The sequence below is a fragment of the Desulfosediminicola flagellatus genome, from assembly GCF_005116655.2.
GTDB lineage: Bacteria > Desulfobacterota > Desulfobulbia > Desulfobulbales > Desulfocapsaceae > Desulfopila > Desulfopila flagellata.
Map to the genome: position 1 here is coordinate 264,007 of NZ_CP050698.1, position 12,483 is coordinate 276,489.

Here is a 12,483-nt window from a genome sequence, read left to right on the forward strand (position 1 = left end):
TGTCTGGCGAGTATTATGTGTTGGCAAGCGCGTGACGGACGGAGTTGCTAAAGCCATTTTCATCATTGGAGCTACTGTTCAGGTAGTGAGCATGGAGTTCCCGGGGGCCATTCGCCAGCATATAGCTGCGAGAGGTAAATTCGAGTAGTTCTATATCGTTATAGTCATTACCTATGCCGATAGTTGTATTCGGGTCGATTTGCAGGTGCTGGCAGAGCCAGGAGGCTGCGCTGCCTTTGTGAACATTTTGGGGATAAATTTCGAGCCAGATAGAGCTGTGATCAAGTGGAGATGTTGCCCTGGTAATCTGGAATCCGTTCAAAGTGGATTTTAAGGCAGTAAATCTGTCAGGATTATCGGTCAGAATAGCTATGACCTGCGTTGCTTCTTTAGGATAGTTACCAGTAGATTCGACATTACATGCAAATTCTTTATAGAGGTCGATTCGGCGATTGAAGTCTGTGTTGTTTGAACTGTTTCGGCGATATGTGAATCGATGATTTTCCGGGATGGGGTGATGTACCATGAAGTCTGCTTTCTGCGATTCCAGTGAGGCAGTGATATCACCAATCTCTGGAGCAGAGAGGCTCGCTTTCTTCAGGAGTTTGCCGTTTCGCAGATCGACAATGCCTGCCCCTGAGGAAAAGATCAAAAAATCCGCAGGGAAATCAGATGCGATAACCTGTCTAAATGAATACCAGGATCGGCCGGTAGCTATTACTCTGACAGTCTCTTGTTGACCAAGCAGTTGTAAGCAGGCGAGGTTAGCTTCACTTACTTTCCGTGCTGAGTTAAGTAAAGTGCCGTCAAGATCTGTAAATACTGCGCTTAATGATGTGCTGTTCATTGGTAGTCCGGCGCCTTTCCTGTTTTCTTTTTTTGTGTAGCTTTCGAGTTGCTTACTGCAATCTATTCTCTACACTAAAGCTGTTGAAAAACAAAGCAAGACAGGTTGGGTGGTCTGGCTGGAATAACGACCAGGAAGAATAGCAACAGGCAGCCTGCATATAAGCAAGCTGCCTGTCGTTTGGGGAGGCCGGGGGGCGTAAATGTTATAGCCCTGTCATTGGGTGGCGGTCATTCAGCTTACGAATTGAATTTCCTTTCCCACTCAAAATCACTACCGGTGACCTTGTCTTCCATGCGTCGTATACGTCGCTCCAGGGTTTCGTATTTTCGTCGTAAGCGTTGGGCGGCGCTGCGTGGGGAGTTGACATAGCTGTCGTAAAACTCCTGCTCGTCATCAGATTGTATCGGTTGTACTGGTCGTGGTTTCATTAACAGTGCGGCCACGATGTAGATTCCGATTACCGGCCAGAAACCGCTTAGCATGAACACTATAACCAGGCCGAAGCGAACCCAGAAGATTGACAGGTCATAATGGTCGGCGATTCCCTGGCAGACGCCGAGTAGAACTCCCTCACGAGAGCGGTAAATGCCGTTTTTTCGTATGCTGTTGCTCATTTTTTTATCCTCTATTTAATGCCCGACAGAAAACCGCTGATTTTCTCAATTTCCAGGTTTTCGTTTAGACACTATTTATCCTGTTTGTCCATCAGGATTGTCTCCAGAGCGTCGATACGTTCTTCCATGCGTGAAAGGCCCTGGTAAATTTCCTGGATCACCCGGGCCTCTTCGCTCTGGTTTTTGCCAGAGCCGCCCGTGAGGCCTGAGCGTCGCGTTTTTATTATGGCAAGTACTGTGCCGCAGACAATAGCGACAAAAGTCAGTATAGATCCAAAAACGATGGCCACTATGAATACTGAAGTCATTGTTGGTTAGCTCCGTCTGCAGTCTGAGTTACCAGACGTCTTAGTGTTTGTTTGCATTCTGTTTCGCAGCTTTGAGCTTCTCAAGTTCGTTTTCGATATCATCGTCTGTAGCGAGGTTTTCGAATTCTTCATCAAGAGTCGGTTGCTTGCCGAAATTTACCATATCTGCTTCTGCTTCCATATGATCAATTCTGCGTTCCAGGCCTTCAAAGCGTGCCATCGTTTCAACGCTGTCCATTCGTCGAATATCTTGCTGAGCCCTTTTTTTACCATTAGCCCGCTTGTGTCGCTGAACCAGCATTCGTTTCTTTTCTTTGGCGCTGTTGAGCTTAATTTCAAGCTCACGAATGTCACCCTGGTACTGATCAATCAGGCCACCATGATCTGAAATTTCTTCAGAGATCGACTCTGCAAGTTCGGCGAATCGACGTTTTTCCATAAGTGCTTCACGTGCTAAATCATCTCTTCCTTTTTCGACAGCAAGGTTGGCACGATCAGACCAGAGTGAGATTCCTGATTTGATTTCGTCAAGTTTTCGTTCGAGTTTTTTTCTTTCAGCTATTACGCCTGCACAGGATGATTTGAGTTCAACCAGTGTGTCTTCCATTTCTCTGATCATCATCTTGATCATTTTTTCCGGATCTTCTGCTTTGTCGAGCATGGAACTCAGGTTGGAGCTGACTATATCGCGAAAGCGTGTGAAAATTCCCATTGTATCCTCCATTAGTATTGATAGTTGTAATCTTTGAATCTTTTAAAGCACAAGGCGTGCCGGAATGTGATTAAAATGCAAAAGAATGGGATTACAGCAAGATAACAGTTTGACTGCAGTGGTGGCTAGGTGGTATGATTTGCCATATAGTAGTTTTAAAAAATACAATACGGTTAAATACGCCATGAGTGAATCCCGGCAGGATAGAGAATATACCCCCAGAACCGCCTCACCCGGCGAGGCAATTGGAGAATCTGAGCCCTTTTTGTTGTTTCAGGAGCGCCTTTCTAAAGTAGCAGCGGTAGAAAGACCTGTACTGTTGATAGGTGAAAGGGGTACAGGAAAGGAGCTGGCAGCCAAAAAGCTTCATTATCTTTCCAATCGATGGTCAGGGCCATGTATTACTCTGAACTGTGCTGCACTTTCACCTACACTTATTGAATCTGAGCTTTTCGGATATGAGAAAGGCGCTTTTACCGGGGCTGAGTCACGTCGAACCGGTCGCTTTGAAGCTGCTGACGGTGGCACGCTATTCCTTGATGAAATAGGCAATATCCCAATGGAGGCTCAGGAAAAGATTTTGCGAGTTGTGGAATACGGCTCATTTGAGCGGGTTGGCTCGACCAGTCAGGTTGAAGTAGATGTACGCATTGTCGGCGCTACAAATGCAAATCTGCCGGCTATGGCGGATAAAGGTGAATTTAAGCGTGATTTGCTTGATCGACTTTCATTTGAAGTATTGTTTCTGCCGCCACTGCGCGTTCGTGAAGAAGATATAATGGTGCTCGCACGCCATTTTTCCGGTCGTATGGCCTATGAACTTGGTTGGGACCATGTTCCTGAATTTAACTCAGAAGCAGTTGATGCACTTGAGAATTATAGCTGGCCTGGTAACATTCGCGAGTTGAAAAATGTCGTAGAGCGGGCAGTTTACTCAGCAGAAGATGATCTCATTGATCAGATCATGTTTAATCCTTTTACCTCGCCATACGCAGATATTGAAAATCCAGATCTAAATGAAAAGGTGAGGCAGGAACAACAGAGACAAACGACAACACTGCCGACAACCAGACGTTCATTGAAGGATGCTGTTAAAAACCTCGAAATATCAATGGTACATGATGCACTGACCTTGTGTCGCCACAACCAGAAGGCAGCAGCAAAGCATCTTGGGCTTACGTATGATCAATTCAGGGGGCTGGTGAAAAAATATGGCCGTGAAGTGCTTGATCTATAGTGAATACCAGAGGAATAACAAACGTACATATATGCTGGTGAGTTGCGCTTAATCGATAGTCGTTGGAAACATCGGCTTAAGTACACTTTGTAACTCACTGAGTTGATATGGTTTGCTCAGAAAATTCTGAAATCCGAATTCCCGGTAATTGGCCATTATCGGATCATGAGAATATCCGCTTGATACAATGAGCTTTGCCTCAGGGTCTAGAGCGAGAATCTTTTCAGCTGTCTCCTTGCCTCCCATACCTCCAGGAATGGTGAGATCCATAATCACTAAATCTATCGGCTTATCGGTCTTCATGCTTTTGGTGTACTCACTAATGGCTTCGTTTCCATCTGCTGAGGTGATTACAGAAAATCCAAGATGTTCAAGAAGGCTGCATGTTATTTCTCTCACCTGTAAATCATCATCCATTATCAAAATTTTCCCTGATATTTTAGAAATCTGTGTATTTGATTGTACTGATGGTGGAGGTATTTCAAGAGGAGTATCAATTGCTGGCAGCAGGATTGAGAATGTAGTTCCTTTAGAGGGGGATGAGCTCACGGAAATGTTGCCATCATGTTTGGCAATGATTGAGTGGGTTATGGCAAGCCCAAGACCACTGCCATCAGTTTTAGTAGTGAAATACGGGTCGAATATTCGCTCAATAAGGTGTTTTTCGATTCCACAGCCCTGGTCGGAAATTGTAATTTCCAGACATCGTTTATTGGCTAAATTCTCAGCCTGGCTGAAGGTGGGGATAACATTACGACACGTGATGGTTATTACTCCGCCATCGGGCATTGAATGCTGTGCATTAATGACAATGTTCTGTATTACCTGACTTATCTGGCCTGCATCCACTTCAGCGACCCATGGATTGCGATCAAAAAGATAATCACATCGAATATTAGTGCCACGCAGGACAAAACTGGCTGATTCCTTAATTATCTGAGCAACAGAGGCAACCTCTTTTACCGGTTCTCCACCTTTTGAAAACGTCAGTAGCTGCTGGGTGAGATCACGTGCTCTCAATGAGGCTGTTTCTAATTGTTTAAGGAGTTTAAAGCGTTTATCGTTTTTGTCAGTGAGTACGAGCAGTAGACTGACATTACCGAGTACTGCTGCTAGAATATTGTTGAAATCATGCGCAATTCCCCCGGCAAGAACCCCGACTGATTCTAATTTTCGTACTTTGAGGCGCTCTTCTTCAGCCGCTATTCTCTCTGATATGTCTCTAAAACAACCAAGCATAAACTGCTGATCACCTATTTCGATGATTGTAGAGCTTATTTCTGCAGGAAATGTCGATCCGTCATTTCGAAGCATCGGTACGCTTTTGGCGATAGTACCTTTACCGATAGCCATTTCGTCGAAGGTTTTCATGATGCTGGGAAGAACGTTCTTCGGATGTATAGCATCAACTGAGAGCGAGGTTAATTCCTGTTCGGTATATCCAAGCAAAGAACACATTGCATGATTAGCAAGTACAAATGAACGGGTTGAAGGATTGGCAACTAGAATTGGGTCGGTTGAATTATCAAAAAATGTACGAAATCGCTTCTCGGATATCTGTAATTCTCTCTCAGTATTTTCACGTTCGCTGATTTCGATTTCGAGTTCCCGGGTACGTTCTTTGACGAGCTCTTCGAGATGATCTCTGTATTTTTCAAGTTGATGAAAACTGGACCTCAACTCATGGGTCATATGATTAAAGAGTATTCCAAGATCACCTATTTCGTCTGATGATTGTATTTTTACAGAGGTATTCAGATCACCCTCCACGATTCGCTGGGCTGATTGTTTGAGCAGGTTAATAGGCTGGGTAATAATTTTTGAGAGGATGAGTGTTGCTATCAGGCTAAGGAGTACGGCAACTATTACGATAGTGATGATAAGTCGTTGCAGGTACAAGACATGTTCATTGGCTAATTGAAATTCAATAGCTATTGACCTGCTTAGTTCCTGTCGGAGTTCAAGAAATGCTTCCCGTAATTTCTGTTGTGCTTCATTGAGCGATTTTTCCTGTTCGACGAAATGTAGAAAAACAGTTTCAAACGATGTTGCTGCTCTGTCAATACGATATACCTGCAGTTTCTGTTCATCTGACTCTATGTTTTCACCCAAGGTCAGAAGAGTGAAATGGAGTTGATCAAAATATCGGGTTGCTTCTTCTCTATGCTTTACACTTCCTGTGTGAGTAAAATTGCTTTGTCCAATGATAGCTCTTGTAGCCGCAAGGTATATTTGCCGGCCGGATTCCGGATGTCTGGTATATTCTTCTACTCGTCGCTGAAGTCTTTCAGATTCAGTAACTAACCTGCTGTTGAGAGTTTGTATATCCAGAATGTGTTGCACATATCTTGCAAATTTCTTTTCATAACTATCTAGAACGCCAATGAGATTGGATAATTGTTTCTGGCGAATCTGTTCTCTGGCCTGCTTTTTGAGAGTATGAATCTGGTTTCGGATTTCTGCTATATAAGAATGAACCTGATGAGAATGGCTGATAGCTTCTTCTTTACTGAATTCCTGTTCCTCCAGCGTCATTGCATGAAACACCTGCTCAATATAGTTCTGGAAGACATAGCCTTTTTTCTGACTTCCCAGAGCGCTACGCATTCCAAACCAGCTCGTTATTGCAATACCAATGGCGAGGATAAGGACAAGAGAGAATGCTATGAAAAGCTTACTTCGAAATGACATAAGATAATTCGGTAATTATTCTAATTCCTGATCAATTTCTTTTTGCAGGTTCTTAAGGATGGCTGAGTATTGAAGTGGAAATTCAATAAGTTCATTAAAACTGTCCATTCCCTTATCAGCTATTGTATCCGGGGTTGCCAGATCATAATTAAAAACCCAATGAGATGAAGTGCTAATCTCCTCGCGTAGGCGTTGTTTAAAAGGTGAGTAGAAATTCGTGTTAATTGACACGTTCGGGGCAAGAGCTCCGGAACCGGTGCTCATTATTTTTTGCGATTCCTGCTCGGCGAAATATCCGAGCACTTCTTTTGCAAAGACGTGATTTTCTGATTCTCTACTGAGAATTATCCCGTCAATCGGGCCGACGGATGCGTGTGGAATGTTTTCGCCCATTGTTGGGAAAGGGAAAAAGTCATAATCCTCACCAGGCTTAAGCGCAAAGGGAAGATCTTCAAATGTTTGTGTAGCCCAGGTCCCCATAAGAGTCATTGCGGCTTTTCCCTGGCGAACAAGATCAGTTGCCTCTGCCCAGTCGAGTTGATTGGCGTTGGGATTAAAGTAATTATCCTGAAGCAACGAAGACCAGATTTTGTAAACATGAACAACTTCAGGAGATGTATAGGTGCTTTCACCCGCCATCAGTCTTGCCCTGTATTCAGGGCCGGCAGTACGAAGCAGCAGGTAATCAAACCAGAATTGGGCAGGCCACCGTTCTTTGGCACCAAGTGCAATGGGGGTGATGCCCTTTTTATGCAGTTTCTCACAAATGTTAAGGAACTCCTGCCACGATTGTGGAGGCATGAGATTCTGAGAATCGAAAAGTCGCTTGTTGTAGAAGAAAACGACGAGATGCTGAGTGATTGGCAACAGATATTTTTTTCCGTTATAGGTCACGGCAGATTCGATAATTTCAGGTGAAAAGTTTTCTGAAAGATGAAGATCTTCCCATAAATCATCTATCGGCATGAGTTGGTTCCTATCTACGAGCTGCTGAACGCGTTCACCTGCCCAATAGGAGAACAGCTCTGGTGGATTCCCGCGATCAAGCGATGTGTGAATCATCGATTTAAATGCTTCATGGTCCAGGCCACTGGCAAGTATCAGGCGACTGGGATTGCTTGTATTGGCAGTGGCGACCATCTCATCAATGCCGCCACTAAGGTTTCCCGAGAAGTAATGAAAGAAACTTATCTGCTTAACAGGACCAGCTGGGCTGTTGAGTCCGTTTTTTGATGTATCCTGTTTGAAATAGACGAAAGCTACGAATAACAGTATGGCGATGAGAGCGATTAGAACGATTGGCAGAAACTTTTTCATTTACTGGCTCATAAGAGAGGTGCTGGGAATTGATCCCGGAGGTTGGTGATTATCTGTACTTGAAAGTGTATCAAATGCGTTTCAAGGATAGAAATTTTTTTAAATAAGATTTACTGGATACTGCGGAATTGTTAAGTGTGTTTACCGAGCGGTAGACCAGGACGGCTAAAAGTCCTTTTCATTTCTGGTACATTCGTTAGGATGTGCGCCGAGAGCTGGTTACAGAGAATTATCGAGAAAGGATTGAGGATATGGAATTGTCGGGCATTCTGATGGCGTTTGTAATATTGTTATTTCTTGTTGCAGGTTGGTTTGGGTTATATTATCTCGGCAATCCTCCATTAGAAGACGCAGATTCAACTGTTAAAATCACCGGTAATTGCGGTGATACAATGGAGCTGGCTCTGCGATTCAAAGGCGATACTGTACAGCGGACCAGGCACTGGACCGATGGATGTTCGGTGAGCAATCAATGTATCGAAGCAGCAGCAATGCTGGCTGGTGGTAAAACGATTTCTGAGCTGAAATCAATTAACATGATGCATATAATGGAGATTACAGGGCAGCTTCCTGAGTCTCATCTGCACTGTGCCCAGTTGGCCGAAACCACACTGCAGCTTGCGGTGAAAGAGTATCTGAAAAAATTAGGGGCACAATCCTGACATAATAGTTGATGCCGGTCCGGCATTAAAACAAACTGCTAAGTTGCAAGGTTGCAAGGTTATAATGTAGATTGAGTGAAAAATTTTCAGAACGTGTTTTACGCTGAATAGTTTCAAGGGAAGTAATCCAAAAAATATGAATCAGTTGCAGCAGCTTATCAAAAGTATATTACCATCCGCACTTGTCAGTTATGATGAGCCGATGGAGAAGCACACCTCCTTCCGTATCGGTGGACCTGCCGATGTGTTTTTAACACCAGGTTCTTACCAGGAGTTACATAGATGTCTGGTAGTTGTACAGGAACACAATCTCCCGTTTTTTATGTTGGGTGGGGGGACGAACATTCTTGTGTCTGATCGTGGAATACGTGGCGTCGTCATAAGTATGGCACGATTATCAGGTGTGACGATATCTGGAGACTCATTGGTTGCCCAGGCAGGCGCGACGGTTGAAAATGTCTGTAACGCTGCTGCTGCCAAGTCGCTGTCAGGAGTTGAATTCATACACGGCATGCCGGGAACTATTGGTGGAGCTGTCTGGATGAACGCCAGATGCTATGGCGCTTCTATTGCTGATGTATTGGGGTATGCTACTATTATCGATGACGATCTGTCACTCACCACTGTTCTCAGTGATCCTGAAAAATTCGGTTATAAACGTTCTCCATTTCAGACAATGTCAGGGTGTATTTTTGAAGTGAGTCTTAACCTGCAACCGGGTGAGGAGCACGAAATCAGGCAGAAGATGCAGCAAAATCATTCTGACAGGGTCGATAAAGGCCATTTCACGGCACCATCAGCTGGATCTCTCTTTAAAAATAATCGTGAATTCGGAGCACCGACTGGTCGTATTATTGATGAACTCGGCCTTCGAGGGGCTGTTTCAGGGGGAGCCGCAATAGCACCTTTTCACGGGAATATTTTTATCAATCAGGACAACGCCACAGCAACTGATGTCTTGTCACTTATCCGACTGGCGGTGAACACCGCTGAGCGAGAGCGCAATATCCGGCTTGAGCCTGAAGTACGATTGGTTGGTGAGTGGAATGCCGAGGAGCTTTCGTTTCTCGTCCAGTAGTTTTCATTGTATGGAACTTCACACGAACATGCCTGCACTACTACCATGTCGTAATTGCATCTGATTTATCTTTTTAGTACTATTTCTCCACCTGATAATCCATCAGTATTCAAATTGGAGAAAATATGAACTACCCTGTATGGTTTTTGCCTGAGATTGGTGGTGGAACGCTTATTGCGATAATCGCTGTCTTTCACGTCTTTATCTCACATTTCGCCGTAGGTGGCGGGCTTTATCTCGTCATGGCCGAGAAAAAGGGGCTGCGTGAGTTTAGTGAACCAATAATGGAGTTCACGCGCAGACATGCTCGTTTCTTTTTACTTGTTACCATGGTGCTTGGTTCCATAAGTGGTGTCGGGATCTGGTTTATCATTGCGTTGGTTAATCCTGCTGCAACGTCCTATCTCATCCATAATTTTGTTTTCGGCTGGGCGGCTGAATGGGTCTTTTTTATGGTGGAGATAGCTGCTGCATTTGTCTATTTTTATATGTTCGGCAGAATGGACTCAGAGACTCACATTAAGGTTGGGTATCTCTACTTTTTTGCTGCCTGGATGTCATTGTTTCTTATTAACGGAATAATCGGTGTGATGCTGACCCCGGGTGAATGGGCAACGACCGGTAATTTCTGGCAAGGATTTTTTAATCCGTCATTCTGGCCCTCGTTGCTGTTTCGTACCTGTGTCGCCATACTGCTTGCAGGGTGTTACGGTTACCTGACTGCCTCATGGTCCGAAAATGAAGAAGTACGGAAATCCATGACCAGATTCTCCGGCCTCTGGTCATTGGCTGCTTTGGTTTGTGCGGTACCAGCTGCTTTCTGGTATATGGCAACGTTACCTGCAGCATCTCAAAAACTGATAATGGGTAAATCGCCCACAATCGTTCTTGCTCTGCAATATGGTTTAATCACAGTTGTTGCTTTACTGGCAATCACACTGATTGCCGGAATTATTCGACCAGGCCTAAACAACAGATTCGTTGCCATTGTCTCGCTTATTTGCGCTTTTGGAGTGCTCGGTTCATTTGAATGGACCCGCGAAGCTGCCAGGCGTCCGTATGTGCTTAATGAAGTGATGTATTCCAATTCTATCCCTAAAGATGCTCTGGAAGATCTTAATACAACGGGTTTTCTTAGTTCGGCTCTGTGGGTTCAGCATCATGAAATAACCCCAGAGAATAGGTTGGATGCAGGGCGGGAGCTTTATATCCAGCAATGTTATAGCTGCCATACCATTAATGGTGAGAATAATGATCTGGCTCTGCTCACTGAGAAAATGAGCTATCAGGCACTGACCAGTTATATTGGCAAAATTCATTCTGTGCGATATTTCATGCCGCCGTTTGCAGGAACTGAAGAAGAGGCAAAGGCGCTCGCTGCCTATCTCGTAGGTGGACTACACGGAAAAGATGTTGTTGATGTTAAGCCTGTCAGCGATATCCCAGGTGATATTGGGATGGCACTGTTTGAAGAGAATTGTTCAGTTTGCCATGCACCGGAAGACATAGCAGCTGCTTTTGAGGGAGACGAACCCGAAGCCATAAGTGATGCACTTCTGACTCTGGATACGATCTCCGATGAGATGGAGCCGTTTTCAGGTACTAATGAAGAGCGCGCTGAACTGAGTAAATATATCTATTCCCTTAATGCTGCCGAACCTCTTATGGCTGATGGTGATGGCGCGTCAATATTTGAAAATCACTGCTCTGCCTGTCATGAGATAGAAGACGTGGTTGAAAGGATGTCAGCATGGGAAAAAGATGAGATATATGCCAATCTCAACAGGCTTGAGGAGCTCTCGGAAGAAATGCCGCCCTTTGAAGGCACTGATGAAGAACGTGAAAAGCTGGCACTCTATATTGACAGCCTCAAAGGAGAAAAATAATGGAAACACTACTTATTCCACATGCTGACACAATTCCTGTAAGTTGGGGCTGGTTCCAGTTTTTACTCCTGCTTACTTTTCCTCTGCATCTTCTGGCTATGAATGCCATGTTCGGCGGACTTGTGCTGGGAGTAATACAGCATTTCAAAGGAGGCGATGTACAGCGTCGACTGGCTCATCGAATTGCTGTGGTCACACCTTTGCTTGTTGCTGTTACTGTCAATCTCGGTGTTGCCCCATATCTATTTATTCAGGTACTTTACGGCCAGTTTATCTACACCAGTTCTATTTTGATGGGGATGTTCTGGATTATGATAGTCCCTCTATTGATGCTCGCCTATTATGGAACGTATCTCTATGATTTCGAGTTCAAAAAGTTAGGCCTTAAAGGAGCGTTCATCGGTGTAATAGCATCTATGATTTTCTTTACGATAGCAGCATTTTTTACCAACAATATGCTGCTTATGGTATTGCCGGATCGGTTTGGTGAGTATTTCAACCATATGAACGGAACGTTGCTTATAGTTGACCACCAGACCTTTTTACCACGTTACCTGCATATGGTGCTGGGCGCTCTCGCTGTAGGCGGTTTGTCAGTTGCTCTTCTTGGTCGATTTCAGTCTGATCGAGATATTGAGCTTGCTGATCACGCGCAGGAATATGGAATGCGCGCTTTTCTGTTATTTACTGTAATCAATATTGCGGTAGGAGTTGTCTACCTGATGAGCTTACCCCGTGAGCAGATGCTGCTTTTTATGGGAAAAGATATGGGGGCGACCATAGCTTTTACTTTTGGGCTTCTTTTAGCTGCAAGTGTTATTTGGACTGCTATTAAAAGAAAACTGTGGCTTACAGTTGGCCATATTATTGCACTGATCTTTGTTATGGCTTTTATGCGGGCCTGGTTACGTTCAGGATATCTCCGTGATTATTTTACTCTTGATCAACTCCAGGTGGTTGAGCAATTGAGCCCGATGATATTTTTCTTTGTGACACTGCTGTTTGGGATAGCCTGTCTAGGCTGGCTCTGGCGAAAAACTTCCAAAACACTCGCGACCACTTGAGCTTGATGTACTCGGATATCCGTATAACCAGTTAACAGAGAGCGGAAAGTAAATACCTCTCTCT

11 protein-coding genes are annotated in these 12,483 nt (G+C 44.4%); 5 read left to right on the forward strand and 6 right to left on the reverse strand.

Annotated features, from left to right (window positions below; genetic code table 11):
- Window positions 1–13: 13 nt before the first annotated feature.
- The 4 genes from FCL46_RS01050 to pspA all read right to left on the reverse strand — a co-directional run bounded on the left by FCL46_RS01050 (window position 14) and on the right by pspA (window position 2,484).
- Window positions 14–847, reverse strand: coding sequence for an HAD-IIB family hydrolase (locus tag FCL46_RS01050; protein ID WP_136809811.1), 834 nt, complete (start codon window positions 845–847; stop codon window positions 14–16).
- 239 nt (window positions 848–1,086) lie between these two features.
- A complete protein-coding gene (gene pspC, locus FCL46_RS01055; RefSeq protein ID WP_136809810.1) occupies window positions 1,087–1,464 on the reverse strand; it encodes an envelope stress response membrane protein PspC in 378 nt (125 codons plus the stop codon).
- A gap of 71 nt (window positions 1,465–1,535) precedes the next feature.
- On the reverse strand, window positions 1,536–1,772 hold the full coding sequence (locus FCL46_RS01060) for a hypothetical protein (protein WP_136809809.1): 237 nt from the start codon (window positions 1,770–1,772) through the stop codon (window positions 1,536–1,538).
- Window positions 1,773–1,812: 40 nt separating this feature from the next.
- Window positions 1,813–2,484, reverse strand: a complete 672-nt coding sequence (pspA, locus tag FCL46_RS01065) for a phage shock protein PspA (protein WP_136809808.1) — start codon at window positions 2,482–2,484, stop codon at window positions 1,813–1,815.
- 184 nt (window positions 2,485–2,668) lie between these two features.
- Here pspA and pspF point away from each other — a divergent pair, with 184 nt between their 5' ends.
- Window positions 2,669–3,721 carry a phage shock protein operon transcriptional activator gene (pspF, locus tag FCL46_RS01070; RefSeq protein ID WP_136809840.1) on the forward strand — a complete coding sequence of 351 codons (1,053 nt, stop codon included), beginning with the start codon at window positions 2,669–2,671 and terminating at the stop codon, window positions 3,719–3,721.
- A gap of 48 nt (window positions 3,722–3,769) precedes the next feature.
- On the opposite strand, the gene FCL46_RS01075 is transcribed toward pspF, so the two are convergent.
- The gene (locus FCL46_RS01075) at window positions 3,770–6,412 is read right to left on the reverse strand and encodes a hybrid sensor histidine kinase/response regulator (RefSeq protein ID WP_136809807.1); all 2,643 of its coding nucleotides are present in this window, start codon (window positions 6,410–6,412) and stop codon (window positions 3,770–3,772) included.
- A gap of 15 nt (window positions 6,413–6,427) precedes the next feature.
- A complete protein-coding gene (locus FCL46_RS01080; RefSeq protein WP_136809806.1) occupies window positions 6,428–7,729 on the reverse strand; it encodes an ABC transporter substrate-binding protein in 1,302 nt (433 codons plus the stop codon).
- Window positions 7,730–7,980: 251 nt separating this feature from the next.
- Here FCL46_RS01080 and FCL46_RS01085 point away from each other — a divergent pair, with 251 nt between their 5' ends.
- The 4 genes from FCL46_RS01085 (at window position 7,981) to FCL46_RS01100 (ending at window position 12,419) form a co-directional block, all read left to right on the forward strand.
- Complete coding sequence (locus FCL46_RS01085) at window positions 7,981–8,391, forward strand: iron-sulfur cluster assembly scaffold protein (protein ID WP_136809805.1); 411 nt, start codon at window positions 7,981–7,983, stop codon at window positions 8,389–8,391.
- 136 nt (window positions 8,392–8,527) lie between these two features.
- A complete protein-coding gene (gene murB, locus FCL46_RS01090; protein ID WP_136809804.1) occupies window positions 8,528–9,469 on the forward strand; it encodes a UDP-N-acetylmuramate dehydrogenase in 942 nt (313 codons plus the stop codon).
- A gap of 125 nt (window positions 9,470–9,594) precedes the next feature.
- Entirely contained in the window at window positions 9,595–11,355 is a 1,761-nt protein-coding gene (locus tag FCL46_RS01095; RefSeq protein WP_136809803.1) for a cytochrome c, read from the forward strand.
- Window positions 11,355–12,419, forward strand: a complete 1,065-nt coding sequence (locus tag FCL46_RS01100) for a hypothetical protein (protein ID WP_136809802.1) — start codon at window positions 11,355–11,357, stop codon at window positions 12,417–12,419. Before FCL46_RS01095 ends, FCL46_RS01100 begins: the two co-directional genes overlap by 1 nt.
- Window positions 12,420–12,483: the final 64 nt, after the last annotated feature.